General features: G+C 69.2%; 22 protein-coding genes. 16 read left to right on the forward strand and 6 right to left on the reverse strand.

Annotation, left to right across the window (positions count from 1 at the left end):
- Positions 1–22: 22 nt before the first annotated feature.
- Positions 23–2851, forward strand: coding sequence for a glycosyltransferase (locus BJ980_RS16315; protein WP_179503261.1), 2829 nt, complete (start codon positions 23–25; stop codon positions 2849–2851).
- Positions 2848–4260: a DUF5719 family protein gene (locus BJ980_RS16320; protein WP_179503262.1), complete on the forward strand. Its 1413-nt coding sequence runs from the start codon at positions 2848–2850 to the stop codon at positions 4258–4260. The genes BJ980_RS16315 and BJ980_RS16320 overlap by 4 nt, the downstream gene beginning before the upstream one ends.
- A 62-nt stretch (positions 4261–4322) precedes the next feature.
- Here BJ980_RS16320 and BJ980_RS16325 read toward each other — a convergent pair whose 3' ends face one another.
- Positions 4323–4586 carry a helix-turn-helix domain-containing protein gene (locus BJ980_RS16325; protein ID WP_179503263.1) on the reverse strand — a complete coding sequence of 88 codons (264 nt, stop codon included), beginning with the start codon at positions 4584–4586 and terminating at the stop codon, positions 4323–4325.
- 102 nt (positions 4587–4688) lie between these two features.
- Between BJ980_RS16325 and BJ980_RS16330 the strand changes: the two genes are divergently transcribed.
- Both BJ980_RS16330 and BJ980_RS16335 read left to right on the forward strand, forming a co-directional pair.
- Positions 4689–5354 (forward strand): CpaB family protein, encoded by a 666-nt coding sequence (locus tag BJ980_RS16330; RefSeq protein WP_179503264.1) that lies wholly within the window; start codon positions 4689–4691, stop codon positions 5352–5354.
- A 13-nt stretch (positions 5355–5367) separates the two neighbouring features.
- The gene (locus BJ980_RS16335; RefSeq protein ID WP_179503265.1) at positions 5368–6669 is read left to right on the forward strand and encodes a CpaE/TadZ family protein; all 1302 of its coding nucleotides are present in this window, start codon (positions 5368–5370) and stop codon (positions 6667–6669) included.
- A 34-nt stretch (positions 6670–6703) separates the two neighbouring features.
- Here the strand turns inward: BJ980_RS16335 and BJ980_RS16340 are convergent, their stop codons facing one another.
- Together BJ980_RS16340 and BJ980_RS16345 are read right to left on the reverse strand one after the other, a co-directional pair.
- Positions 6704–8023, reverse strand: a complete 1320-nt coding sequence (locus BJ980_RS16340) for a hypothetical protein (RefSeq protein ID WP_179503266.1) — start codon at positions 8021–8023, stop codon at positions 6704–6706.
- Positions 8024–8025: 2 nt separating this feature from the next.
- Positions 8026–8370 (reverse strand): hypothetical protein, encoded by a 345-nt coding sequence (locus BJ980_RS16345; RefSeq protein ID WP_179503267.1) that lies wholly within the window; start codon positions 8368–8370, stop codon positions 8026–8028.
- A gap of 120 nt (positions 8371–8490) precedes the next feature.
- Between BJ980_RS16345 and BJ980_RS16350 the strand changes: the two genes are divergently transcribed.
- The 4 genes from BJ980_RS16350 to BJ980_RS16365 all read left to right on the forward strand — a co-directional run bounded on the left by BJ980_RS16350 (position 8491) and on the right by BJ980_RS16365 (position 12361).
- A complete protein-coding gene (locus BJ980_RS16350; RefSeq protein ID WP_179503268.1) occupies positions 8491–9933 on the forward strand; it encodes a WS/DGAT/MGAT family O-acyltransferase in 1443 nt (480 codons plus the stop codon).
- Positions 9930–10355: a DUF6912 family protein gene (locus tag BJ980_RS16355; protein ID WP_179503269.1), complete on the forward strand. Its 426-nt coding sequence runs from the start codon at positions 9930–9932 to the stop codon at positions 10353–10355. Before BJ980_RS16350 ends, BJ980_RS16355 begins: the two co-directional genes overlap by 4 nt.
- Before the next feature lie 46 nt (positions 10356–10401).
- On the forward strand, positions 10402–12042 hold the full coding sequence (gene pruA, locus BJ980_RS16360; protein WP_179503270.1) for an L-glutamate gamma-semialdehyde dehydrogenase: 1641 nt from the start codon (positions 10402–10404) through the stop codon (positions 12040–12042).
- Between the two features lie 67 nt (positions 12043–12109).
- Positions 12110–12361, forward strand: a complete 252-nt coding sequence (locus BJ980_RS16365) for a hypothetical protein (RefSeq protein ID WP_179503271.1) — start codon at positions 12110–12112, stop codon at positions 12359–12361.
- Here BJ980_RS16365 and BJ980_RS16370 read toward each other — a convergent pair.
- Positions 12333–12824 carry a DUF2505 domain-containing protein gene (locus tag BJ980_RS16370; protein ID WP_179503272.1) on the reverse strand — a complete coding sequence of 164 codons (492 nt, stop codon included), beginning with the start codon at positions 12822–12824 and terminating at the stop codon, positions 12333–12335. The genes BJ980_RS16365 and BJ980_RS16370 overlap by 29 nt on opposite strands.
- A complete protein-coding gene (locus tag BJ980_RS16375) occupies positions 12821–13291 on the reverse strand; it encodes a DUF2505 domain-containing protein (RefSeq protein WP_179503273.1) in 471 nt (156 codons plus the stop codon). Before BJ980_RS16375 ends, BJ980_RS16370 begins: the two co-directional genes overlap by 4 nt.
- Before the next feature lie 46 nt (positions 13292–13337).
- Here BJ980_RS16375 and BJ980_RS16380 point away from each other — a divergent pair, with 46 nt between their 5' ends.
- The 5 genes from BJ980_RS16380 (at position 13338) to BJ980_RS16400 (ending at position 21790) form a co-directional block, all read left to right on the forward strand.
- The gene (locus tag BJ980_RS16380; RefSeq protein WP_179503274.1) at positions 13338–13940 is read left to right on the forward strand and encodes a hypothetical protein; all 603 of its coding nucleotides are present in this window, start codon (positions 13338–13340) and stop codon (positions 13938–13940) included.
- An 86-nt stretch (positions 13941–14026) separates the two neighbouring features.
- The gene (locus BJ980_RS16385; protein ID WP_179503275.1) at positions 14027–18889 is read left to right on the forward strand and encodes an NAD-glutamate dehydrogenase domain-containing protein; all 4863 of its coding nucleotides are present in this window, start codon (positions 14027–14029) and stop codon (positions 18887–18889) included.
- Between the two features lie 22 nt (positions 18890–18911).
- Positions 18912–19811 carry an ABC transporter ATP-binding protein gene (locus BJ980_RS16390; protein WP_179503276.1) on the forward strand — a complete coding sequence of 300 codons (900 nt, stop codon included), beginning with the start codon at positions 18912–18914 and terminating at the stop codon, positions 19809–19811.
- Positions 19808–20866 carry an ABC transporter permease gene (locus BJ980_RS16395; RefSeq protein WP_179503277.1) on the forward strand — a complete coding sequence of 353 codons (1059 nt, stop codon included), beginning with the start codon at positions 19808–19810 and terminating at the stop codon, positions 20864–20866. Before BJ980_RS16390 ends, BJ980_RS16395 begins: the two co-directional genes overlap by 4 nt.
- A gap of 42 nt (positions 20867–20908) precedes the next feature.
- Positions 20909–21790: an SDR family NAD(P)-dependent oxidoreductase gene (locus tag BJ980_RS16400; protein WP_179503278.1), complete on the forward strand. Its 882-nt coding sequence runs from the start codon at positions 20909–20911 to the stop codon at positions 21788–21790.
- Positions 21791–21893: 103 nt separating this feature from the next.
- Here BJ980_RS16400 and ku read toward each other — a convergent pair whose 3' ends face one another.
- A complete protein-coding gene (gene ku / locus BJ980_RS16405; protein ID WP_179503279.1) occupies positions 21894–22898 on the reverse strand; it encodes a non-homologous end joining protein Ku in 1005 nt (334 codons plus the stop codon).
- A 20-nt stretch (positions 22899–22918) separates the two neighbouring features.
- On the opposite strand from ku, the gene ligD (BJ980_RS16410) reads away from it, so the two are divergent.
- From ligD (BJ980_RS16410) to ligD (BJ980_RS16420), 3 genes are read left to right on the forward strand one after another with little or no spacing between them, the layout of a single operon-like run.
- A complete protein-coding gene (ligD, locus tag BJ980_RS16410; protein ID WP_218855553.1) occupies positions 22919–23845 on the forward strand; it encodes a non-homologous end-joining DNA ligase in 927 nt (308 codons plus the stop codon).
- Positions 23845–24543 (forward strand): L,D-transpeptidase family protein, encoded by a 699-nt coding sequence (locus tag BJ980_RS16415; protein ID WP_179503281.1) that lies wholly within the window; start codon positions 23845–23847, stop codon positions 24541–24543. Before ligD (BJ980_RS16410) ends, BJ980_RS16415 begins: the two co-directional genes overlap by 1 nt.
- A 20-nt stretch (positions 24544–24563) precedes the next feature.
- Positions 24564–25451 carry a non-homologous end-joining DNA ligase gene (ligD, locus tag BJ980_RS16420; RefSeq protein ID WP_179503964.1) on the forward strand — a complete coding sequence of 296 codons (888 nt, stop codon included), beginning with the start codon at positions 24564–24566 and terminating at the stop codon, positions 25449–25451.
- The last annotated feature ends 6 nt before the right edge of the window (positions 25452–25457 follow it).

Consider the following 25457-nt stretch of genomic DNA (forward strand, 5'->3'; position numbering starts at 1 on the left):
TTGCCCCCTAGGGTTGACCGGCGTGACAGTTACTGCCTTGCTGGTCAGCCACGACGGCGTTCGTTGGTTGCCGGCGGTGCTCGCTGGTCTCTTGGACCAGCAGCGCCGGCCGGACCGAATCCTTGCCGTCGACACCGGCAGCACCGACGACTCCGTCGCCCTGCTCACCGACTCGCTCGGGCCGGACTCGGTGCTCTCCCACCCCGGCTCGTTCCCCGAGGCAGTCGCCCACGCCGTCGAGCTGATCGACACCGAATGGGTCTGGCTGCTCCACGACGATGCCAACCCCCACCCCGACGCGCTGGCCGAGCTGCTGAGCGCCGCGGAGTCCCGCGGCGCCGACATCGCCGGCCCCAAGCTGCGCGAGTGGCCCTCGCTGCGCCGACTCCTCGAGCTCGGAGTCACCATCTCCGGCGCCGGTCGACGTGAGACCGGGCTCGAGCGAGGGGAGTACGACCAGGGCCAGCACGACGAGATCCGCGAGGTCCTCGCCGTCAACACCGCGGGCATGCTGGTGCGCCGCTCGGTCTTGGTTGAGCTGGGCGGCTTCGACCCGCAGCTCCCGGTCTTCGGCAACGACATCGACTTCGGCTGGCGCGCCACTCGCGCCGGTCACACCGCGATCGTGGTGCCCCAGGCAGTGGTATTCCACGCCGAGGCGGCCACCCGCGGGGCACGACGTACCCCCCTGACCGGCCAGCATGGTCACATCGCCGAGCGGCGCGCCGCGATCTACACGCTGCTGGTGAACACCCCCGGCCGCAACCTGGCCTGGCAGTGGCTGCGCCTGGTCTTCGGCAGCCTGGTGCGCGTGCTCGGGTTCCTGCTGGCCCGAGCCCCACGCCTGGCCGGCGACGAGATCGTCGCGCTGGCCGGGATCCATGCCCACCCCGGCAGGATCCGCACCGGTCGCCGGGCGCGTCGCGACCTGGGAGACCCCAGGAGCCCGCGGCTGAAGAAGCTGATGGCGCCGTGGTGGTTGCCAGCGCGCCACGGCATCGACTTCGTCACCGACGTCGGAACTGCGGTCGTCAACCAGGGCCGCGATGCCGCCGAACGTCGCCGCGCGACGCGGATGGCGGAGTCCGGAACCCACGAGACCGGTCCGACTCCCGACGACGCCGACGAGCTGGCGGCCGACAGTTCGGTGATCGCGCGCCTGGTCACCAACCCGACCGCGCTGGCCACGGTGGCCCTGGTCCTGTTCGCTCTGTGGGGCGCTCGAGAAGCGCTGGGTCCGCTCACCGGCGGGGCGCTGTCGCCAGCGCCCGAGACTGCGGGCTCGTGGTGGCGACTGATCACCGAGGGGTGGCACGAGATCGGCCAGGGCACCGATGCCCCGTCCCCGGCCTACCTGCTGCCGCTCGCCGTCCTGGGCACGATCCTGCTGGGCAGCGCCACCGCAGCGGTCTCCGCGGTGTTCCTGCTCGCGATCCCGGTCGCCGGGTGGGGCGCCTGGCGTTTCGGCAGGGTGGTCGCCGAGCTCGGCTCCGGCCAGCCTGCGTCGCGGCTGATCCTGGGCTGGGGTGCGGCCGCCTGGGCCGCCGTGCCCGCAGCGAGTGGCGCCTGGGGACAGGGACGGCTGGGCTTCATCGTGGCCGCCGCGCTGCTTCCCTGGCTGGCCCACGCGGCCATCGGCTTCTTCGAGCCCGGCATCGACCGGCGTTGGCGCGCCGGCTGGCGCACCGGCCTGCTGCTCGCCCTGCTCACCGCTTTCACTCCGGGCGCCTGGGTGTTCGGGGTCCTGCTGGCCCTGGTCGCACTCGGACTCGTCCTCGGCTTCGCGCCGGCGATCGCGCGCCGGCGTACGGTCTGGGGACCGGTGCTCGTCGCCGTCCTGGTCCCGCCGCTGCTGCTCCTGCCGGGCGCCGTCGGCATGCTCGGCAACGACGTCTCGGCGCTCTTCCTCGAGGCGGGCCGGGTGATGGCCAAGCCGGGCACCGTCGACCTGCTCGCCGGACGTCTCCCGGGCCCGTCCGCACCGCAGTGGATCGGGCTGCTGCTCGTGCCGGTCGCGATCGTGGCACTGCTCCGCTCGCGCACCCGGCTGGCCGTCGTCGGCTGCTGGCTGGTCGTGGCCCTGGCCTCGGTCGAGACGCTGGTGCTGAGCCGAGTGACCATCGACCTGCCGGCCGGGGCGACGCGTCCCGGTCTGGGCTTCACCCTGATGGTCATCCAGGGCGCACTGATCGTCGCCGTCGTGATCGCCGGGCACGGACTGTGGGCGAGCTTCTCCGGCGCCAACTTCTCCCTGCGCCAACCGCTCGCCGCCCTGATGGTGGCCTGCGCCGTGATCGTGCCCGTCGGCGGTCTCGGCTGGTGGGTCATCGACGGTGACAACCTGCTGCACCGGCCCGGCGAGTCCGAGGTGCCCGCCTACATGGCCCAGGCTGCCGAGGAAGGAGCCGGGCACGGCGTGCTGATGCTGCACGGTGACATCGAGTCCGGGTTCACCTGGCGGGTGCACCGCGAGGACGGGATCACCCTGGGTGAGGACGAGGTGCTTGCCCTGACCGGGCCCGACAAGAAGCTCGACGCACAGGTCTCCGAGCTGCTCTCCGCCCCGACCCCGGAACTGACCAAGCAGCTGCCCGAGCAGGGGATCGACTATGTCGTGATGCCGGCACCGGCCGACGGCCAGGTGGCGGCGACGCTGGATGCGGCCACCGGGATGGTGCAGGCCAGCAGCTCGGACCGGCGTACCCGCGCCTGGCAGTTCGAGAAGGGCGCTCCCGATGACGCCGTCGAAGGCGACGCGCCGGCCTGGCATCCGTTCCTGTTGGCCTGGCAGGTCATCGCACTGCTCGTCGTCATCGTCCTGTGTGGACCGTCCCGCAAGGAGCAGGCATGAGTGAACGGACCAGTGGTCGCCGGATGGCCGAGCCCGCCGAGGCGAGCCGGCGCGGACCGAGCCCGGTGCTGGTGGTGGGCCTGGTCGCGGTGCTCGTCTCCGCCCTGGCCCTGGCCGGGATGAAGGGATCGGACGAGTCCGAGCCCAGCGAGGTGCGCGAGGCGCGCTACCGCCCGCTGACCACCCAGTCCCTCAGCTGCCCGGCCGCACAGAACAGCAGCTCCGGACTCGTGGTCGGCAGCCTGACCGAGTCCACTGACGCCGGCAAGATCACCGCCCGCACTTCCGCGGCAGGCCCCGCACGGGCGGTCGAGGTCCCTGCCGGCGAGGTCGCACCGGTCAGGCTCGGTGACCGGGCGACAATCCTGTCCGGCACCGGCGCGAGTGCTCCCGGCCTGGTCGGCGCACGGTTCGCGACCAGTGGTGTGCCGAGCTTCGCCGAGTGCGTGGTGCCGGACGCCGAGACCTGGTTCAACGGTGCCGGCGCCGGTGGCCTGCACGAGTCGAAGCTGCTGCTGGTCAACCCCGACCGAGGACCCGCCGTCGCCGACGTGACGATGTGGACCACCACCGGCGAGGTCGCGGCTCCCACGGTGCGCGGGGTGACCGTCCCCGGCGGCAAGAGCGTCGAGATCGACCTGGCCGACGTCGCACCCACCCGCGAGGAGATCACCCTGCGGGTCGCGGTGACCCGGGGCCGGATCGCCTCGACGATGAGTGACTCCTACACCCCGCGCGGCGGTGCCCGGCGTACCGATGGACTCCCCGCGAGCCAGGCCCCGGCGCAGACCCAGTGGATCGCCGGGATGCCGCGCAAGAGCACCGAGGCCGTGCTCGTGGTGGCCAATCCGGGCGCCGACGCGGCAAGGGTCGCGGTCAGCGTGGTCGGGGAGGAGACCGAGTTCGAGCCCGAGGGCTTCGACGAGATCCGGGTGCCCGCCGGGCAGGTCGTCGTCCAGGAGCTGCCGAAGGCCGTCACCCGGCTGCTGGCCAGCGAGGACGCGACCCTGAAGCTCTCCTCCACCAAGCCGGTCACCGGTGGTGTCCGGGCCGTGGTCGCCAACGACTTCGCCCACCTTCCTGCCGCAACGAACGTCGAGGGGGACGCGGCCGTCGTGGTGCCGACCTCGGGCGAGCGCACCCTGGTCCTCACCGGAGCCGACAGCAGTGGTTCGGCCAAGGTGTCGTTCGTCGGCGCCTCCGGCAAGGACGCCTCGGCGACACTGCGGCTGCGCCCGAGCAGCTCGACCGCGATCGAGCTGCCCCGCGGGACCACGGCCGTGATCGTCCGCAGCGACGCTGTGTCGGCCGGTGCGGTGCGCACCCTCAGCGCCAAGGGGATCTCGATCTCACCGCTGCGTCCGCTGGTCACCGAGAAGGTCATCGCGGACGTCCGACCGCAGTGGTGAGCCGCGCACGCGAGCACTGAGTTGGCCAGCGAGTGGGCCAGTGAGTGGGGCAGTGCGGCCGCTCAGCGCAGCTGCGAGGGCCCGGCCACGTCCTGGTCGACCTCGTTCTCCGCGAACGGGTGGTTCTCCACGAACGTGCGGGCCTCGGCATACATCCGCTCGATGTAGGACTCGAGCTGCTCGGACTCGACCCGCCACTGGCCGCGCCCACCGATCTTGATCGCCGGCAGGTCACCGCGGCGGACGAGCGCGTAGACCTGGGCCTGCGACGTGTTCAGCACCTCGGACACGTCGGCGAGGGTGAGGAAGCGGGGAGAGCCAGACATGGGGCCAACTCTGCCACCTCCCGGGTCAGGAGTGGCGCATCGGTGCGTTGGCCTGTGGACAAGGGAGATGACGGATCGGCCGTCGCACCCGATGATGTGACGGTGAGCACTCATCACCAGAAGCCGGATGTGCCCCTCGCGCCGCGTGCGCGCAGCGCTGGTTGGCGTGACCCGCGGCTGTGGATCGGCGTGGCCCTGGTTGCGGCCTCGGTCCTGATCGGGGCAAGGGTCCTCGGCTCGGCGGACGAGATGACCGAGGTCTGGGCACTCAAGGCTGACCTGGCCGCGGGCCAGCAGATCAGCTCCGAGGACCTCGAGCCGACCAGGGTCCGCTTCGACGACGAGCAGGACGCCCGGGACTACGTCCTGGTCCGCGACGGTGTTCCGAGTGACGGGGTCCTCCAGCGCAGTGTCGGGGCAGGTGAGCTGCTTCCTGCCAAGGCAGTGGGCACCCAGGGGGAGCAGCTGGTCGAGGTGCCGCTGACGGCGCCCGTCGAGAACATCCCGTCCACCCTGCGCCGTGGCTCCAGGGTCGACGTCTATGTGATCCCGGAGCGGGTCGGCGCCTCGGATCCGGACTCGACCCCGACGGCCACCAAGGTGCTCGAGGACGTCGCAGTGATCGCGGTTCCCGAGAAGGACGAGGTGATCGGACAGGTAGGCAGTCGCCAGATCCTCGTCGGCGTGCCCGCCGGGGCCGACGGGGAGATCGGCATCGTCCTCGCCGCGGCCCGGGACAACCGGGTGCAGCTCACCAAGCGGGGCTGAGCCGATGGTGCCCATGGAACCATCGCACCGCACCTGCGTCCTGGTCCTCGGCGCCGGCGCTGGCTGGGAGTCCACCGCGCTCAAGGCGCTCTCGGACAACCGTGGCGTCGTGGTGCTCAAGCGCTGCGTGGACGTCACCGACCTGCTTGCCGCCGTCACCATGGGCCAGGCCCACGTGGCCGTGCTGGCTCTCGACGCGCCCGGTCTCGACAGTGCCGCGATCGACCACCTGCGGCTGCACCAGGTCGAACCCGTCGTCGTGCTCGCCGATGCCGGCCGCGAGGACCTGCGAGCACGCGTCCACCGTCTCGGGGTCACCCACTGCGCGGACGAGTCCCACCTGTCCGCTCTCGCCGACCTCGTCGTCACCGCCGCCCGGGAACCCGGCGCGCTGACCAGGCCCGCCGGCGGGGATCACCCTGGCCGGGACGCTCCCGGGACGGTTGGGCCCGGCGCTGCGGAGCTGAGCGAGGGAGTCGGACCGATGATGGGCCCGGGTCGTGGCCGCTCGGTGGTCGTGTGGGGACCGACGGGCGGACCGGGACGGACCACGGTGGCGCTGGGACTGGCCGGTGAGATGGCCCGGCGCGGTGCTGCGCCGCTGGTCCTCGACGTCGATCCCTGGGGCGGCTCGGTGGGACAGCACCTCGGTGTCCTCGAGGAGGTGTCCGGACTGCTGGCGTGTGCCCGCGCCCATGTGGCCGGGGACCTGCACGGGAGCTATCTCCAGCTGCAGCGCAGGGTCGCCGGGCTGCGGGTGGTCACCGGCCTGCCGCGCGCCGATCGCTGGGTGGAGATCAGGGCCGGCGCGGTGGAGGAGCTGATCGCCCTCGGCAAGCGCCAGGGCGAGGTCGTCGTGGACACCGGTTTCGCCCTCGAGCCGGATCCGGCCGCTGAGCACGCGGGTCGAGCGGGTCGGAACTCGATGACTCTCGAGGCACTCGGCGTCGCTGACGAGCTGGTGGTGGTCGGTGCCGCGGACCCGGTCGGCCTGGCCCGGCTGGCCCGGGGACTGGTCGAGCTGCGCGAGGTGACCGGCGACCGGGCGGTGCACGTCGTGGTCAACCGGATGCGAGGCTCGCTCGGCTGGTCCGAGAAGGACGTGGCCGCCATGGTGTCCGGCTTCGCCGACATCGCCAGCCTGTACTTCCTGCCCGACGACCGCGCTGCGGCGGATCGGGCACTGGTCGCCGGACGGACCCTGGCCGAGACCGGGGACTCGCCGTTGGCCCGCGCCCTGGCCCAGGTGGTGGATGCGCTCCACCCCACGAGTGCCCGTGCACGCAAGGGCCTGCTGCGCGGCCGGAACCGCTGAGTCACGGCGTACGAGGTGGTCCCGTGCTCGGGCCTCAGGAGGAGAACAGCAACGCCAGCCCGGCGATCGTGAACCCGACCATCACCACCAGCATCGAGAGCTGGCCGGTCAGCTGGTGCCGCTTCGGCAACAGCTCGATGGCGCGGTCATGGGCCGCGACGACGGCGACCACGTGACCGATGATCACACCGAACACCTTGGTCAACGCCAAGAAGGTCGGGTGATAGCTCAGCCAGTAGTTGATCTCCCAGTCGGCCGTGCCCAGGTAGTTGGATCCGTCACTGCGTGGATCGCTGAGGAAGATCAGGGTCTGCTGGCCGTATTCCACCAGATAGCTGAGGTAGTGCGCGATCGTGTAGCCCACAAGGATCGGCACCAGCGAGTGCGCGAAGGCGCTCGGCAGGTCGGTGCGCCGGTGGCCCTGCTTGATCCCGGTGAGCATCGTGGCGACGGCGAAGAGCACGCCGACCAGGACGATGAAGCCGATCAACGCGACCATGTTGACGGTGTTCCTCAGCCCGTCCGGCACGTCCTGGATGAAGAGCGTCCAGCTGTTCGACCCCTTGTAGGAGTCGAAGGCAGTGCTGCCGAGCAGGACCGAGGCGACCGCCAGCAGGCCCGGCACCGCCGGAAGCCGGGCCAGGTTCTGCATCGGGTTGACCAGGATCAGCTCGTCGGCAGTGTTGCGCCCCCACACGGACAGGTGCGAGACCAGGGTGGAGAACACCTCGAACGGGTCCGCATGCTCGAAGAACCGGTTGCCGAACACGGCGCCGCCGACCAGCATCACCGCCACATAGACCGCACACCACAACCGCACCGGGCCGAGCTCGGCGTTGAACGGATAGACCAGCTCGAACCAGACGAAGGCGAACAGGGTGAGGGCGGCGGGCCAGTGGCCGAGCCGTTCGGGGTATTGCCGTAAGCCCACGTCCGGGTCGCCACCGGTCAGCTTCGCCAGGGCCAGGTTGATCGTGCGGACCGGGCTGATCGCCTTGTAGAACTTCCCGAAGAACAGCGACATCGGGACGATGCCGACCCACAGCCAGACGTAGAAGACCCCGAAGACGGGGTTGATCTGCAGGTCCCTGCCGAAGACCGCGGCAAAGGCGACGTAGACAAAGAACGCGAAGCCCAAGCCTCGCACGACGCCACGGAACCAAGTCGAGTCGACGATCGCGCCGAGCGTGGGAACGGCGGTGCCGGCCTCCCGCGAGGAATAGCGCGGCGTGCGCCAAGCCAGGGCCAGGACCATGAACGAGATGGCCAGCGCAGCGCAGGCACCCGCAATGGCGTATTCAGCGGGAAGCGGTAGGTCCTTCGCCCCGCCCACGCCGTGGGCGATCAGGTCCACGCTCAGCGGACCTCGAGCTCGACGACGACCTGGGCCGGGTCGTGCAGCTCGGCCGGGAAGATCCCGGCCTTGTCGAAGGTGACGTCGTGCTCGGTCTGGCCGGCCTCGAAGACCACGGACTGCTCGGGCTTGGAGTGGATGTGGATCTCACCGGCCACGTCGGAGTCGACGCGGAACGTGAGCGGCTCGTCCTTGGCGATCTGCAGCCGGGTGCCGCTCGGGGTGACCTTGCCGTCCTTGATCGTGACGGCGATCGAGTCGACCACCTTGTCCTCGGAACCACCGTCCCCGGAATCGCTGCACGAGGACAGCGCTGCCACGAGCACGAGCGCAACCAGCGCAGTCAACCATCTGAAAGTACCGGACATGATCTTGAAGACACCTCCACACGATGGACCTGCCACTTGTCGGCCGATCCCTCTGACAGAATCGCATGGAGGACAAGTTGTGTCAGAACAGGGGATCAGATGAAGAACCGGCTGCGTCCACGGGACATCGCCTTCCTGGCCGAGGAGTCCCGCACGTCGCCGATGCACAACGCAACGCTGGAGATCTTCGAGCCCGGTGACTCGGGCTTCGACTACCAGCGACTCGTCGACCTGATCGACGAGCGTGTCGCCTTCGTCCCTCGCTATCGCCAGCGGATCCAGTCCGTGCCGGGACGGCTCGCGAACCCGGTGTGGATCGACGACGAGGGCTTCGATCTCGCCTTCCACGTGCGCCGCTCCGGGCTGCCGCGCCCGGGCACCATGGAGCAGCTGCGCGAGCTGGTCGCCCGGATCATGTCCCGCCCGCTCGACACGGCGCGCCCGCTGTGGGAGGTCTACTTCATCGAGGGCCTGCAGGACGGTCGGGTCGCCGTGCTCTCCAAGTCGCACCAGATCCTCGTCGACGGGGTGCAGACGGTCGACATCGGCCAGGTCCTGCTCGACACGAAGCCGGAGCCCAAGGAGCTCGAGCGCGACGACTGGACTCCGCGCCGGGCGCCGTCGCCGTTCACCCTGACCACCTCGGCGATCAAGGACAACCTGGTCTCGCCCACCGTGCTGCTGGCCACCGGGCAGAGCGTCGCCGATGGTGCGGTACGTCGTGCCTCGGCCGCCCAGGGCCGCTTCGCCGCCGTCGCGAACGCGCTGGCGAACCGACGTCCGGCACCCGAGTCACCGATCTCCGCGGAGCTGTCCGAGCAGCGTCGCTTCGTCACGGTGCGCACGGACTTCGAGGACTACCGCAGGATCCGCGAGGAGCACGGCACGTCGGTCAACGACGTCGTCCTGGCCACCCTCACCGGAGCGCTGCGGACGTGGCTGATGGCGCGTGGGACCTCGTCCACCTCGATGCGCAGCCTGCGCGCGATGGTGCCGATGTCGGTCATCGACGACGACCTCGAGGCCACCTCGCTCGGCAGCCAGATCGCCGGCCATCTGGTCACCCTGCCGATCGGTGAGCCGAGCCCGGTGATCCGGCTGCACCAGGTGGCCTATGCGTTCAAGTCGCACAAGGAGACCGGCCGCGCGGTGGCCGCGAACCGGCTCGCCGGGATCGCCGGCTTCGCACCGACCACCTTCCACGCCCTGGGCTCGCGGGTCGCCGCCGAGCACCAGCGCAAGGGGTTCCACCTCACCATCACCAACGTGCCCGGCCCGCAGTTCCCGCTCTATGCGGCCGGCGCCCAGATGGTCGCCACCTATCCGGTCCAGCCGCTGCTCCCGGGCCAGGCCCTGGCCATCGGCGTCACCTCCTACGACGGCGGTGTCTACTACGGGATCTCCGCGGACCGCGATGCCCTGCCCGACGTCGCGGTCCTGGCCCAGTGCGTCACCGAGTCCCTCGACGAGCTGCTCGACACCGCCAGCGGTGTGCGGCAGAGGGCGCCGCGCGGACGTCGTACCCCACGGAAGGACACATGAGCACCCGCATCTATCTCCCGCTCACCTCGACCGGCCTCGCTGCGCTGGTCGCCGAGGCGCGGATCGACGGCCCCTTGCAGGCGCACGCCGTCACCGAGGCGCTGGCCGAGGAGTGGCCCGAGGGCGACCAGGAGGAGTGGGAGTACGCCGCCCTCGCGGCCGCCGCGGACACCTCCTGGACCCTGCGCACCTCCGCCGACACCCCGCGCAGGCACGTGCTCGCAGTCGACGTCGCCGACGACGCGGTCACGCCGGCGGCGAGCGACGACGTCACCGCCGTGAACCTCAGCCATGAAGTGGTCTGGAAGAACATCGGTGCCCTGCACATGGACACCGAGGACCTCGCCGGAGCGCCCACTCAAGACGGCTACGACCCCGAGCTCGCCTGGTTCGCGACCCAGGAGATCGCCGACCTGTCCTGACGCGGAGGCGTTGAGCGGCGACCGGGTCTCTGACACGATCGCAGGCATGGACGCAATCACCTTTCCTCCGGCTCCCACCAACGAGCCGAACCTGACCTACGCACCGGGCAGCCCCGAACGGGCCGAACTCGTCGCGGAGCTCGATCGCCAGAAGCGCAAGCAGGTCTCGTTGCGCGCCGTGATCGGCGGACGACGGCGCAACGGGGGAGGCGAGGAGATCAAGGTCGTGCAGCCCCACGACCACCAGCACGTGCTCGGCACCCTGAAGAACTCCACCGCCGCCGACGCCGAGGCCGCCGTGAAGGCCGCTGCCAAGGCTGCCCCCGAATGGCGCGCGATGTCGGTGGATGACCGGTGCGCGATCCTGCTCAAGGCTGCCGACCTGCTGGCCGGGCCGTGGCGCCAGCGGGTCAACGCGGCCACCATGCTCGGCCAGAGCAAGACCGCCTTCCAGGCCGAGATCGACGCGGCCTGCGAGTTGATCGACTTCTGGCGCTTCAACGTCCACTACGCCAAGCAGATCCTCACCGACCAGCCGATCGCGAACAGCCCCGGCATCTGGAACCGCACCGACCACCGCCCGCTGGAGGGCTTCGTCTATGCGATCACGCCGTTCAACTTCACCGCGATCGCCGGCAACCTGCCCACCGCCCCGGCGCTGATGGGCAACACGGTGATCTGGAAGCCCTCGACCACCCAGCAGCTTGCCGCGTCACTCACGATGGAGCTGCTCGAGGAGGCAGGCATGCCGCCCGGCGTGATCAACATGCTGCCGGGGCACGGGGCCGACGTCTCCGAGGTCACCCTGGACCACCCCGACCTGGCCGGGATCCACTTCACCGGCTCCACGCCGACCTTCCAGCACCTGTGGGGCCAGGTGGGCGCGAACATCGCGAAGTACCGCTCCTATCCGCGGATCGTGGGGGAGACCGGCGGCAAGGACTTCATCATCGCGCACCCCTCGGCCGACCCCGACGTCACGCGGGTGGCGATGATCCGCGGCGCCTTCGAGTACCAGGGCCAGAAGTGCTCGGCAGCCTCGCGTGCGTATGTCGCCAAGTCGGTCTGGGACAAGATCAAGGATCAGTTCATCGCGGACGTCGACTCGTTGAAGGTGGGCGACGTGAGCGACCTGTCCAACTTCATGGGCGCGGTCATCGACGACCGGGCGTTCGCCAAGCACAAGGCCGCGATCACCCGGGCCAAGCGCACCAAGACCCTCGACGTGGTCGCGGGCGGGACGTATGACGACTCGGTCGGCTGGTTCGTCCGGCCCACCGTGGTGGTGGGGACCGACCCGGGCGATCAGATGTTCAGCACCGAGTACTTCGGCCCGATCCTCGCCGTGCACGTCTATCCCGACGGCGACTTCGAGAAGGTGGTCCGTCAGGCCGAGTCGGCCTCGCCCTATGCCCTGACCGGCGCGATCATCTCCCGCGACCGGGGCGCGGTGGCCTGGGCCGCTGAGCAGCTCCGGTTCGCGGCGGGCAACTTCTACATCAACGACAAGCCGACCGGCGCGGTCGTCGGGCAGCAGCCGTTCGGTGGGGCACGGGCCTCGGGCACCAACGACAAGGCCGGCGCGCCCTCCAACCTGCTGCGCTGGACCTCGGCCCGCTCGATCAAGGAGACCTTCGTGCCGCCGACGGACTACTCCTACCCGCACATGAGCGCCCAGCCCGACTGAGGTCGAGCGGGCCCCTGATCGGGGCTGGCTGGCAGTCATGGTGGCCCGGTGGGAGAATGGGGCCACCATGACTGCCGACCTGATCGCCCTGCACATGGGGCAACTGCACGCCTACGAGCAATATCTGGTCTTCACGCTCGCCTTCGGCCCGTTCGTGCTGCTCGGCATCGTGGTGTTCTTCGTCAGGCGCCGCGACCTGGCCCAAGAACAGGCCCAGGAACAGGCACAGGAAGAGAGCACGTCCGTCACGGACGCAGACCCGACGGCGTCTGAGGGCGAGACCGGATCGGTCAGCGCCACTCGCCCGCGAGCCACTTGAGCCCGACCTTGTTCTCGGCCTTGAAGGCCTTGACCAACAGGCCGGCGATCAGGTCCTCGATCTTCCCGCCGACCAGCGGGATCTTCACCTGCACGGCCAGGTTCATCGTCTCGACCACGTCGTCGCCACGCTGGGTGATCCGCGCGGTGCCCTTCATGTCCCCGGGCTTGCCCGGGATGGTGACGTGCACGTCGGCGTCGGTCAGCGAGCTCCACGTCTCCACCTGAACGATCGGGATCTCGTCACCGACGAACTTCTTGGCGAACCCCGGCACCCGTTCGGTGCCGTGGACGAGCTCGACCTCGATCCGTCGTGCCGGCACCTCGCCGGAGACGCTGACCGAGCGGCGTACGACGCCCTGGTGGTCCGCGACCGCCTCACGGAAGGCCGGGTCGGCGATCATCGCGGCGACCTGCTCGATGGTGGCGCCGGGATAGATGAGCTCGTGGCTGATCTTCTTCATCGCTCGCCCTCCAACCACGCGGTGCCGACCTGGTTCTCGATGTCCCAACCGGCCTTGAGCTTGGCAGCGATCAGTGACTCGATCTTGCCCCCGATCAGCGGCACCTTGGCCTTCGCCTCACCCTCGAAGGTGTCGAGCGTGCCGTCGCCGTCGGCCACCAGCCGGCGGGTCCCCGTGATCCCGGCGGGCTTGCCCGGCGTGGTCACCGAGAAGTCCGCCGTGGTCGCGTCCGACCAGGTCTCGGCCTGGATGGCGTGGGTGGTCTCGCCGGCGAACTTCCTCAGGGCGCCGGGGATGTCCGTGTTGGGCTGGTGCATGTCGATGCGGATCTCGTCGCCCTCGGCCTTGACGCTCACCTGGGTGACGCTCTGCGCCCAGGACGCCTTCTCCCGAAACGCCGGATCGGTGAGCATGGCATGCACGGCCGCCGGCGGGGCGGCATACCTGACGGAGTGTGTGATCTTCATGCGGTCATCATGGCCGAAGAGTCGCGCGACATGCCATTGTTTCGCCATGCCCTGTTGGACAGTTCGCCGTTGGACCGCCGCCGTAGCGCTCGGTGCCACCCTGCTCGTGTCGGGGTGTTCCGAGGAGGCGGACCCCCTGCCGCCGGTGCAGGTGAGCGAGCCGACCCCGACGGCCACCTCGGGAGCGGGCAACTGGCGGGTGAAGTTCAGCAAGGACGAGCTGTCGGCCTACGCGACGGCCGTGAAGCGCTGGCGGGACTACGGTCGCCGTAGCGAGAAGTACTACCGGCAGGGCAAGGCGACCCCGGCCTCGCTGGAGATGTTCGAGGACTACTTCTACCAGCCCGACGTGATGCAGGCGTCGCTGCGCAGGTATGAGAAGAAGAAGATCCAGTTCATCGGGCAGGTGCAGCTGCTGTGGACCCGGGCCACGAAGATCGAGCTGGCCAGGAAGCCACCGGTGCTGGTCTTCGAGGAGTGCGTCAACGTGGCCCGCACCAGCATCAGCACGAACGGCCGGGTGACTCCCAGTGGCCTGCGCGACCCGGTCCTGCGCACGGTGACCATGTCGCGCATCGACGGCGGACCGTGGCTGGTGTTCGGCTATGAGGGTCCGGAGACGGGCGACAAGAGCCTGTGCGAGCAGTGAGGCGCGCCTCCTAACGTTTCGATGACGTTCCCCGACGCGTGCCGCTGCGTGTTGTCCGGATCACACGGCCCCCATATGGTCGAGGAGTGTCGGACACCCTCGATGACAAGAAGACAGCGCTGATCGCACGGGCCACCGAACTGGCCGCGCACGGCAAGGGCACTGGCGGACCGCCGATCGAACTGGTCTCCGCGATGCTCACCGCCTACTACCGCCACGTGGCTCCGGAGGACGTGGTCGATCGCAGCGACGCCGACCTCTACGGAGCCCTGAGCAGTCACTGGCGACTCGCCGAGTCCCGGCCCCAGGGCACGGCACAGGTGCGCGTGTTCACCCCGACCGTCCAGGCCAACGGGTGGTCGGCCAACTCCCACTCGGTGGTCGAGGTGGTCACCGACGACATGCCGTTCCTGGTCGACTCCGTGACCATGGCCCTGTCCGGCCAGCACCGGAACCTGCACGTCGTGGTGCACCCGCACTTCGACGTGACCCGCGACATCACCGGTGAGCTGATCAGCGTCAAGGTCGCCGAGGAGGGCGTCGCCTCGGACCACGACGCTGGCTCGGTGCGCGAGTCGTGGATGCACGTCGAGATCGACCGGGTGCCCGAGGGCGCCGACGCCGAGGAGATCGAGAAGCGGCTCGTCGAGGCTCTGCGCGACGTGCGCGAGGCCGTCGAGGACTGGGACAAGATGCACGAGCGGGTCACCGCCATCATCGAGGACCTGGACACCAACCCGCCGCCGTTGCCTAAGGCGGAGATCGAGCAGGGCCAGGCCCTCCTTCGCTGGTTGGCCGACGACCACTTCACCTTCCTGGGTTATCGCGAGTATCGCCTCGAGGAGATCGACGGCGAGGAGATCCTCCGCGGCCTGCCGGGCACCGGCTTCGGCATCCTGCGTGCCGACCCGGACATGTCGGTCTCGTTCAGCCGGCTCCCCGAGCCGGTCCGGGCCAAGGCTCGCGAGAAGGTGCTGCTGGTGCTGGCCAAGGCGAACTCGCGTGCCACCGTGCACCGCTCGGCCTACCTGGACTACGTCGGCGTGAAGGTGTTCGACGAGGCGGGCGAGGTGGTGGGCGAGCGCCGGTTCCTGGGCCTCTTCTCCAGCGCTGCCTACACCGAGTCGTTGACCCGGATCCCGCTGCTGCGGGAGAAGGCCTCCGAGGTGCTGAACCGGGTCGGTTTCGACCCGCGCAGCCACGCCGGCAAGGCACTGATGGACACGCTGGAGAACTACCCGCGCGACGAGCTGTTCCAGACCCCCGTCGAGCAGCTCAGCGACATCGCCGAGGCCGTGATGTACACCCGCGAGCGCCGACAGCTGCGACTGTTCATGCGACGCGACACCTATGGGCGCTATCTCTCCTGCCTGGTCTACCTGCCCCGGGACCGCTACAACACCGCGATCCGCAAGCGGATCGCGACGATCCTCCAGGACCGTCTCGGCGGTGACTCGATCGAGTTCACCGTCCGGGTCAGCGAGTCGAACATGGCGCGCGTCCACTTCGTCGTACGCCCTCCGCGTGGCGGGATGGTCAAGGACGTCGACCAGGCCGAGCTCGAGCGCACACTGGTCGAGGCCACCCGCTCGTGGGAGGACGACTTCACCCAGGCGGTCGTGAGCGAGTACGGCGAGGAGTCCGGCGCCCGGTTGAGCCGTGACTACGTCGACTCGTTCCCGGAGGCCTACAAGGAGGACTTCGCGGCCCGCACCGGTGCCGCCGACCTCGGTCGCCTCGAGGGCATCACCGACGATGGCGGGATCGACCTGTCGCTGCATGAGCAGCTCGACGCCGGGGTCGGGGAGTCCCGGCTGAAGGTCTATCGGATCGGCGCGCCGCTCTCGTTGAGCCGGGTGCTGCCGATGCTCAGCTCGATGGGCGTCGAGGTCGTCGACGAACGGCCCTACGAGCTGGAGGGCCTCAACCGGCGCTCGTACATCTATGAGTTCGGGCTGAAATATCCGCGCGCCATGCCCAAGGACTCCCGAGAGCTCTTCCAGGACGCGCTGCGCGCCATCTGGGACGGTCGCAACGAGATCGACGGATTCAACTCCCTCGTGCTGCAGGCCTCGCTGACCTGGCGCCAGGCCACGGTGCTGCGCTCGCTCGCCAAGTACATGCGCCAGGGCGGAGCGCCCTTCGCGCAGGACTACATCGGGGAGGCGCTGCGCAACAACGTCGACATCACCCGGTTGTTGGTGAGCCTGTTCGAGGCCCGCTTCGACCCGGCGCGATTCGACTCGGCCAGCGCCGACGGTGAGGCCCGCGAGTCCGAGGTCGCCCGGATCGAGGAACGCCTGGCTGCGGCCCTCGACGACGTGGCAAGCCTGGACCACGACCGGATCCTGCGCTCCTACCTGACGATCATCCGGGCGACCCTGCGGACCAACTACTTCCAGCAGGACGGCACCAAGCCCTACATCTCCTTCAAGCTCGCGCCGTCCGCGATCCCGGACCTGCCGGAGCCACGGCCGCGCTACGAGATCTTCGTCTGCTCACCACGGGTCGAGGGCGTGCACCTGCGCTTCGGCGCCGTGGCCCGTGGCGGGCTGCGCTGGTCCGATCGCCGCGACGACTTCCGCACCGAGGTGCTCGGCCTGGTCAAGGCGCAGATGGTGAAGAACACCGTGATCGTGCCGGTCGGCGCGAAGGGTGGATTCTTCTGCAAGCAGCTGCCGGACCCGGGTGACCGGGAGGCCTGGCTGGCCGAGGGCGTCGCCTGCTACAAGATGTTCATCTCGGGCATGCTCGACATCACCGACAACCTGGTCGACGGCGAGACCGTCCCGCCGCCGGACGTCGTACGCCACGACGGTGACGACTCCTACCTGGTGGTGGCTGCCGACAAGGGGACGGCAAGCTTCTCCGACATCGCCAACGGCGTGGCGAAGGACTACGGCTTCTGGATGGGCGACGCCTTCGCCTCCGGTGGATCGGTCGGCTATGACCACAAGGGGATGGGGATCACTGCGCGCGGCGCCTGGGTCTCGGTGCAGCGTCACTTCCGCGAGATGGGCGTGGACTGCCAGGCCGAGGACTTCACCGCGGTCGGCATCGGTGACATGTCCGGGGACGTGTTCGGCAACGGCATGCTCTGCTCGGAGCACACCCGGCTGGTGGCGGCCTTCGACCACCGCGACATCTTCCTCGACCCGACGCCGGACGCTGCCGCGTCCTGGCAGGAGCGCAAGCGCCTCTTCGAGCTGCCGCGCTCGTCGTGGCAGGACTACGACACCTCGCTGATCTCCGAGGGCGGCGGTGTGCACTCGCGCTCCGCCAAGTCGATCAAGCTGACACCGCAGGTCGCCGCAGCGCTCGACATCGATGCCGCGATCACCTCGATGTCCCCGGCCGAGCTGATGCAGGCGATCCTCAAGGCGCCCGTGGACCTGTTGTGGAACGGCGGCATCGGCACCTACGTCAAGGGCTCGACCGAGAGCAGTGCGGAGGCCGGCGACAAGGCCAACGACGCGATCAGGGTGGACGGCGAGGACCTGCGGGTCCGGTGCGTCGGCGAGGGTGGCAACCTGGGATTCACCCAACGTGGCCGGATCGAGTACTCGGCCAACGGGGGCCGGATCAACACCGACTTCATCGACAACTCCGCGGGTGTGGACACCTCCGACCACGAGGTGAACATCAAGATCCTGCTCGACGGGGTGGTCGCCGACGGCGACCTGACCGTCAAGCAGCGCAACGAGCTGCTGGCCTCGATGACCGACGAGGTGGCCGCCCTGGTGCTCCGGGACAACTACGAGCAGAACCTGGCGCTGGCCAACGCGGTCTCGAACGCCGCCCCGCTGCTGCACGTGCACGAGGACTGGATGCGCAACCTCGAGCGCAGGGGACTGCTCAACCGCGAGCTGGAGGCACTGCCCTCCACCAAGGAGGTACGCCGTCGCCTCGCCGCGGGGGAGAGCCTGCACCTGCCCGAGCTCTCGGTGCTGATGGCCTACACCAAGATCGTCCTGGCCGACGAGCTGCTCGACTCCGACCTGCCCGACGATCCCTATCTCCGCACGGACCTGTTCGCCTACTTCCCGCAACCGATGCGGCAGGACTATCGCGCCAAGATGGAGAGCCACCCGCTGCGCCGCGAGATCATCGTGACCCAAGTGGTCAACGACCTCGTCAACGGTGCCGGGATGACCTATTGGCCGCGGCTGGCGATGGAGACCGGCGCGTCTGCGGCCGAGCTGACCCGGGCCAACTTCGTCGCCCGGGAGATCTTCGGCTCGCTGGCGGTGCGCGAGGAGCTGGCGACCTGGGACAACAAGCTGCCTGCCGAGGTGCAGACGCGGATGCGTGTGGAGATGCGCACGCTGATCGAGCGGGCGTCTCGCTGGTTGGCGACCAACCGGCGCCCACCGATGGACTCCGAGGCCACGGTGGACTTCTTCTCCGTGACGGTCCAGCGGGTGATGTCCGAGCTGCCGAGCCTGATGACCGGCCGGGAGCTCGACGCGTTCTGCGAACGTCGTGACTCGCTGGTGTCGTTCGGCGTGCCGGAGGAGCTGGCGGTCCGGGTGGCCGTGCTTCCGCCGGCCTATGGCCTGCTCGGAGTGATCGAGACCGCGGATCGGCTCGACCTCGATCCGTTCGAGGTGACCCGGCTGCACTTCGCCATCGGCGAGCGCCTCGGCCTGCCCCTGCTGGTGGCTCGAATCGTGGCGCTGCCGCGCCAGGACCGTTGGCAGACGATGGCACGGGCAGCGCTGCGCGACGACCTGCACGCGGTCCATGCCCAGCTCACCGCACAGGTGCTGACCACCACCTCGGGCCAGGACCCGGTGCCGGTTCGGGTCGCCGCCTGGGAGGACGACGACGAGGTGATCGTGTCCCGGGCAGCCCAGACCCTGGAGGAGATCTGCTCGGACGACGCGGCCGACCTGGCCCGGATGTCGGTCGGTGTGCGCCTGGTGCGGGGCCTGCTCGGGACTGCGTGACGTCTTGGATAGCGTTCGCCGCATGGGAGCCATCGATGTAGCCGACGTGGCCCTGGCCTATGGAGACCTCCGGGCGGTGGACGGTGTCAGCTTCACCGTTGCCGAGGGAGAGTTCTTCGGGATCCTGGGACCGAACGGCGCGGGGAAGACCACCACGCTGGAAGTGATCGAGGGGCTCAGGAAGCCGGACTCGGGCACGGTGAGCGTGCTGGGCCAGGCGCCATGGCCCCGCAACGCCGGCCTGTTGCCGCGGATCGGCGTACAGCTCCAGTCGTCGGCGTTCTTCGATGCGCTGACCGCGCGCGAGCAGATCCACACCTTCGCGGCGATGTACGGCGTCGCGGCGAAGCGTGGCGACGAGTGGATCGAGCGGGTGGGCCTCACCGACAAGGCTTCGGTGCGCGCCGACAAGCTCTCCGGCGGCCAGGCCCAGCGGCTGGCGATCGCGTGCGCCCTGGTCCACGACCCGGAGATCGTCTTCCTCGACGAGCCGACGGCGGCGCTCGACCCGCAGGCGCGACGCAACCTGTGGGACCTGCTCTCCGGGCTCAACGACTCCGGGCGGACGGTCGTGCTGACCACGCACTACATGGACGAGGCCGAGGTGCTGTGTGACCGGGTCGCGATCATGGACAAGGGGAAGATCCTCAAGCTGGACACGCCTGCGGCCCTGATTCGTGGCCTCGATGCGCCGGTGCGGATCTCCATCAAGGCCGGACAGCTGCTCGCACCGCAGGCGAGTGAGCTGCCGGGCGTGGACCACGTCGCCGAGGACCCGGACGGACTGGTGCTGACGACCAGGCGACCGGCCGAGGTGCTCTCCCGGTTGGGCGCGGACAACCTGCTCGACGGGCTCCAGGTGAAGGCAGCGACGTTGGAGGACGTGTTCCTCGACGTGACCGGCAGGGAGTACAGAGCATGAGGGCGTTCAAGGCGGTCGCGGTGGCGATCCTCAAGGGGTTCATCCGGGACAAGGCGTCGGTGTTCTTCTCGATCGTCTTCCCGCTGATGTTCCTGGTCCTCTTCGGCGGCATCCTGACCAACACCGACGCCTCCGAGATCGAGACCCGGACGATCGGCGAGGTGGCCCTGATCGACGACATGCCCGAGGGGGCCCGGGAGGCCTTCGACGAGGCGTTCGACGTCACCGAGACCGATGACCGTGATGCCGCGATCGCCGCGGTGCGCAAGGGCGATCTCGACCTCGCGCTCGAGCAGGACGGCGACACCCTGATCGCGCACTACACGCAGACCGACCAGGTGAAGGCCGCGATGGTGAACGGGCTGCTGCGGGCCTTCGTGGACAGCACGAACATCGCTGTCACCGGCCAGCAGCCGAAGTTCGACCTGCGACCCGAGCGGGTCGAGGACGACTCGATGAAGATGATCGACTTCGTCACCCCCGGACTCCTCGGATGGGCGATCGCGATGAGCGCCGCGTTCGGTGCGGCCGCGACCCTGAACGGGTGGCGACAGAGCCGGCTGCTACGACGGATCCAGCTCTCACCCGTGCCGCCCACCACCGTGGTGGGGGCGCGGATCGCGACCACGATGATGATCGCGCTGGTGCAGACCGCGATCTTCCTCGGCCTGGGGACGGTGGGCTTCGGGCTGACCCTGACCGGGTCCTGGTGGATGGCTGTGCCGTTGGTGCTGTGCGGCACCTTGGCGTTCATGGCGATCGGGCTGCTCTCCGGGGCGGTTGCCAAGACCACCGAGGGCGCGGTGAACATGGCCAACTTCCTGGTCCTGCCGATGGCCTTCCTGAGCGGGTCGTTCTTCCCGCTCGACGGTGCCCCGACCTGGCTGCAGACGATCTCCAAGGTGATGCCGCTGCGCCACCTCAACGACGGCATGCTGGACGTGATGGTGCGGGGCGAGGGGCCGGGTGCCGCCGTGGTGCCGATGCTGATCCTGCTGGCGTTCGCCGCGGTGCTCACCGCGATCGCGGCGAAGATGTTCCGCTGGGATGCCTGAGCAGGGCTGAGCATGGACTGGGTGTGGATCTAGGGTGAGCGCGTGACTTCACTTCTGCTCACCCCGATCGCGCTGCTCCGTCGACACGTCGTCCGTCCGGTGGTGGCGCCGCTCGGTCTCCGGGCACCGAGTCCGCTGGCCGGTCGGCGGGTGTTGATCACCGGTGCGTCGTCGGGGATCGGTGAGGCGACGGCGTACGCCGTGGCGCAGCGTGGTGCCCGGCTCGTGCTGGTGGCCCGACGCGCTGACGAGCTGAAACGAGTCGTGGCCGCGATCGAGGAGGCCGGTGGCGAGGCCGAGGCACACGTGGTCGACCTGACTGACGGTGCGGCCGTGGACGCGATGATCGCCGAGGTGCTCGAGGGCGGCCCGGTGGACTACCTGGTCAACAATGCGGGCCGGTCGATCCGCCGTTCACTCGAGCTCTCCTATGACCGGATGCACGACTTCGAGCGGACTATGGCGATCAACTACTTCGGCCCGGTGCGGTTGATCCTCGGCCTGCTGCCGGCGATGCGCGAGCAGGGGTTCGGCCATGTGGTGAACGTGGTGACCTGGGGAGTGCAGATCAAGGCGCCCAAGTTCGCCGCCTACATCGCCTCCAAGACAGCGCTCGACTCGTTCGCGCGCATTGCCGGGCGGGAGGCGTGGAAGGACAACGTCACCTTCACCAACATCAGGCTCTCCCTGGTGCGCACCGTGATGGTCGCGCCGACCGAGGCCTATGCGAAGGCCCGCGCGGAGTCCCCGGAGCAGGCCGCTGCCAAGATCGTGCGTGCCCTCGAGGACCGGCCGCTCACCGTCAACACCGTCGCGGCCTCGGTGGTCGAGGTGCTCAACCTGACCGCTCCGCGGTTCACCGACTTCGCCTTCGCGGCGTTCGACAAGCGCTTCCCGGACTCGGCGGCCGCGCGGAAGTCATAGTCGCGCGGAAGTCCTGGTCGTCTCGAAGCCCTGATCGTCCCGAAGCCCTGGTCGCGCGGAAGTCCTGGCCGTCCTGGGCGAGACGGGCCAAGGCTGAGCTGCCTCAGCTGGCCTTCTTCGCCGGAGCCTTCTTGGCAGCCGGCTTCTTCGCCGCGGACTTCTTGGCTGCGGACTTCTTTGCTGGGGCCTTCTTGGCAGGTGCCGCCTTCTTGGCGGTCGACTTCTTCGCCGCGGACTTCTTGGCCGGAGCCTTCTCGGACTCGCTCGTGTCAGCCGCGGAAGCCTTCTTGGCGGGACTGGTCTTCTTCTCCGTGTCCGGCTCGCCTCGCGACTCCTTGGCTGCGGCGACCGACTTCTGCAGCGCGGCCAGCAGGTCGACGACCTCGCCAGAGGACTTGGTCGCAGTCGGGGTGCGCTTGACCTCGCCGCCCTCGACCTTCGTCTTCACCAGGGCCTCGACGGCCTCGGCATAGTCGTCCTCGAACTCGGAGGCCTCGAAGTCGCCGGCCAGTGTCTCCACCAGCATGTGCGCCATCTTGACCTCGGAGTCCTTGACCTCGCCGACCTCCACGGAGAAGTCGGGGACGCGGATCTCGTCGGGCCACATCATCGTCTGCAGGACGATCACGTCGCCGGCCTCGGTGGAACGCACTCGCAGCACCGCCACCGTCGTACGCTGCCGCAGGGCGACCGTCACCACGGCCATCCGGTCGGCGTCGAGAAGTGCCTGTCGGAGCAGGGCGTAGGGCTTGGCGCCGGACTTCTCCGGTTCGAGGTAGTAGGACTTCTCGAAGAGCATCGGGTCGATCTGGTCGCTGGGCACGAACTTCTCGACCGCGATCTCCCGCGACGACGTCGACGGCAGCTCGGCCATGTCGTCGTCGGTGAGGATGACCATCTCGCCGTCCTCGGTCTCGTAGCCCTTGGCGATGTCGGCGTAGGCGACCTCCTCGCCGTCGATCGCGCAGACACGCTGGTACTTGATCCGGCCGCCGTCCTTGGCGTGCACCTGCCGGAACGAGACATCGTGGCTCTCGGTCGCTGAATAGAGCTTGACGGGGACGCTCACCAGGCCGAAGGAGACGGCACCCTTCCAGATCGCTCGCATGTGCCCAGTATTGCGCGAAGATGTTCCACATGCGACCGATGCTGGCCACCCGCGGCGACCATGTCCCCGCCGGCGACGCGTGGAGTCACGAGGTGAAGTGGGACGGGATGCGCATCCTCGCCGAGATCACCGGCACCGGCGCGCGCCTGACCAGTCGCAACGAGAACGACGTCTCGGTCAGCTTCCCCGAGCTGCACGACCTTGCCCAGGTCGGCAGCGACCTGCTCCTCGACGGCGAGGTGGTCGCCTTCGAACAGGGCATCCCGAGCTTCGGCGCCCTGGCCGACCGGATGCACGTGCGCGACGCCCGCAAGGCCGCGCGTCTGGTCGACAAGCGCCCGGTGACGTTCCTGGTCTTCGACGTGATGTGCCGTGACGGGCGAGACCTGTCCCGCCTGCCGCTCTCGGCCCGTCGCGAGGTGCTGGCCGACCTTGATCTGGTCGACGCGCACTGGCAGGTGCCCCCGGCGTACGACGACGGCGAGATGTTGCTGGAGGCCACCGACCAGCAGGGCCTCGAGGGGATCGTCTCCAAGCGACTCTCGTCCCGCTACGACTTCGGGGCGCGCAGCCCGCACTGGCTCAAGTTCCCGCACCGGCGGCGTACGTCGTGGGTGATCGGTGGCTGGCGCCCCGAGACCGGTTCGGACCACCGGGTGGGCTCGGTGCTCGTCGGGGAGCCGACGGACCAGGGGTTGGTCTTCCGGGGACGGGTCGGCAGCGGCATCGCGGGCAAGGTGGGGCCTGTGCTCAAGGCGATGCTGGAGCCCCTCGAGCGCAAGGACTCGCCCTTCCTGGAGGTGCCTCGGATAGATGCCGCCGGCACCCGGTGGGTGGAGCCGCTGCTCGTGGTCGACGTCGAGTCCCTCGGGCTTGGCATCCAAGGACGCCTGCGCCAGCCGTCGTACCGTGGGATCCGAACAGACATCGATCCGGGAGATATCTGATGAAGCGTCTCGTCCTCGTCCTGAGCCTGGTCTCAGCCACCCTCTTCGGCGCCGGTAGCCCACCCGCCCAGGCCGCGACCGTGCGGCTCGACGGGGTGAGCGCCACCGTGTGGTCGCACACCAAGCAGGTGATCACCGTCAACCGGACGTCGGGCTATCACGCCCGGCTCTACCTGTGGAACAAGGTCAACGGCCGCTGGGTGAAGAAGCTCGGCACCTCCCATGCCCGGATCGGGTATGGCGGCCTGGTGTGGGGGTCGCAGCGGCAACAGGGGAGCGGCACCACCCCGATGGGCACGTTCGGACTGACCGACAGCTTCGGCAAGCACTGGCGCCAGACCGGCTGGAACCTGGACTACCGGCGGATCCGCAGTGGCGACTACTGGGTCCTGGACAACCAGTCCGACCACTACAACAGCTATCGCAACAAGTCCCAGGGTGGCTTCCGGTGGTGGCTCTCCAGCGGGCACCGGGACAGCTCCGAGCTGCTCACCGACTACATCGAGCAGTACGAGATGGCGATCGTGATCAACTTCAACACCACTCGCCAGGTGCGCCACCGCGGCGGTGCGATCTTCCTGCACATCAACGGCAGCGGTGCGACCGCGGGCTGTGTGAGCGTCCCGCGCAGCACGATGAAGTCGCTGATGGCCCACGTGGACAGCTGGAAGCACCCGGTCATCGCGATCGGTCGATGAGCTGATGCCACGTGAGTGAGATGCGCGCGGAGATCGAGGGCCGCACGCTCAAGATCAGCAACCTCGACAAGGTGATGTATCCCGCGACCGGGACCACCAAGGGCGAGGTGCTGAACTACTACGTGCAGATCGCGCCGGTCCTGCTGCCGCATCTCGCCGACCGTGCGGTGACCCGGATCCGGTGGCCACACGGCGTACAGGACAAGTCCTTCTTCGAGAAGAACGTCCCCTCCGGGGCGCCGTCGTGGTTGCGAACCGCCCGGGTGCCGACGACCGGGTCGCGCGGATCCTCGCGCAACGGTGACGAGCTGATCTTCCCGATCGTCGACGGCGTCGCGGCGCTGGCCTACCTGGTCAACCTGGCCAGCCTGGAGCTGCACGTGCACCAGTGGACGGTGACGAAGTCCGGACGGCCCAAGCACCCGAATCGTCTGGTGATCGACCTCGACCCCGGCGAGCCGGCCGGACTGCCGGAGTGCGCAACCGTGGCGCTGATGGTGCGGGAGAAGCTGGCGGAGCGGTCGTTGGAGGCGTTGCCGGTGACCAGCGGTAGCAAGGGCCTGCACCTCTATGCGCGCCTCGACGGGAAGCGGGACAGCGATGAGGTGACCGCGGTGGCGAAGGAGATCGGGGAGGAGCTCCAGGCCGAGCACCCCAAGCTGGTCACCGCGGTGATGACCAAGGCACGACGCGGCGGGAAGGTCTTCCTGGACTGGTCGCAGAACGCCGGATCGAAGACCACGATCTCGCCCTACTCGTTGCGGGGCAAGGAGAAGCCGTACGTCGCGACGCCGCGCACGTGGGCGGAGATCGAGGCCGGCGCGGATGATCCACTCGAGCTCGAGCAGTGCCGATTCGAGGAGACGCTCGAGCGGGTGGCCGAGCACGGAGACCTGTTCGCTCCCTGACCGAAG

The organism is Nocardioides daedukensis, assembly GCF_013408415.1.
GTDB lineage: Bacteria > Actinomycetota > Actinomycetes > Propionibacteriales > Nocardioidaceae > Nocardioides > Nocardioides daedukensis.

Coding starts and splice junctions, on each gene's coding strand:
- ligD (WP_179503964.1), top strand. CDS start 24,564: ATGCGCGCGGAGATCGAGGGCCGCACGCTCAAGATCAGCAACCTCGAC.
- BJ980_RS16370 (WP_179503272.1), bottom strand. CDS start 12,824: ATGAAGAAGATCAGCCACGAGCTCATCTATCCCGGCGCCACCATCGAG.
- BJ980_RS16365 (WP_179503271.1), top strand. CDS start 12,110: ATGACTGCCGACCTGATCGCCCTGCACATGGGGCAACTGCACGCCTAC.
- BJ980_RS16325 (WP_179503263.1), bottom strand. CDS start 4,586: ATGTCTGGCTCTCCCCGCTTCCTCACCCTCGCCGACGTGTCCGAGGTG.
- BJ980_RS16395 (WP_179503277.1), top strand. CDS start 19,808: ATGAGGGCGTTCAAGGCGGTCGCGGTGGCGATCCTCAAGGGGTTCATC.
- BJ980_RS16375 (WP_179503273.1), bottom strand. CDS start 13,291: ATGAAGATCACACACTCCGTCAGGTATGCCGCCCCGCCGGCGGCCGTG.
- BJ980_RS16380 (WP_179503274.1), top strand. CDS start 13,338: ATGCCCTGTTGGACAGTTCGCCGTTGGACCGCCGCCGTAGCGCTCGGT.
- pruA (WP_179503270.1), top strand. CDS start 10,402: ATGGACGCAATCACCTTTCCTCCGGCTCCCACCAACGAGCCGAACCTG.
- ku (WP_179503279.1), bottom strand. CDS start 22,898: ATGCGAGCGATCTGGAAGGGTGCCGTCTCCTTCGGCCTGGTGAGCGTC.
- BJ980_RS16390 (WP_179503276.1), top strand. CDS start 18,912: ATGGGAGCCATCGATGTAGCCGACGTGGCCCTGGCCTATGGAGACCTC.
- BJ980_RS16320 (WP_179503262.1), top strand. CDS start 2,848: ATGAGTGAACGGACCAGTGGTCGCCGGATGGCCGAGCCCGCCGAGGCG.
- BJ980_RS16350 (WP_179503268.1), top strand. CDS start 8,491: ATGAAGAACCGGCTGCGTCCACGGGACATCGCCTTCCTGGCCGAGGAG.
- ligD (WP_218855553.1), top strand. CDS start 22,919: ATGTTCCACATGCGACCGATGCTGGCCACCCGCGGCGACCATGTCCCC.
- BJ980_RS16335 (WP_179503265.1), top strand. CDS start 5,368: ATGGAACCATCGCACCGCACCTGCGTCCTGGTCCTCGGCGCCGGCGCT.
- BJ980_RS16415 (WP_179503281.1), top strand. CDS start 23,845: ATGAAGCGTCTCGTCCTCGTCCTGAGCCTGGTCTCAGCCACCCTCTTC.
- BJ980_RS16355 (WP_179503269.1), top strand. CDS start 9,930: ATGAGCACCCGCATCTATCTCCCGCTCACCTCGACCGGCCTCGCTGCG.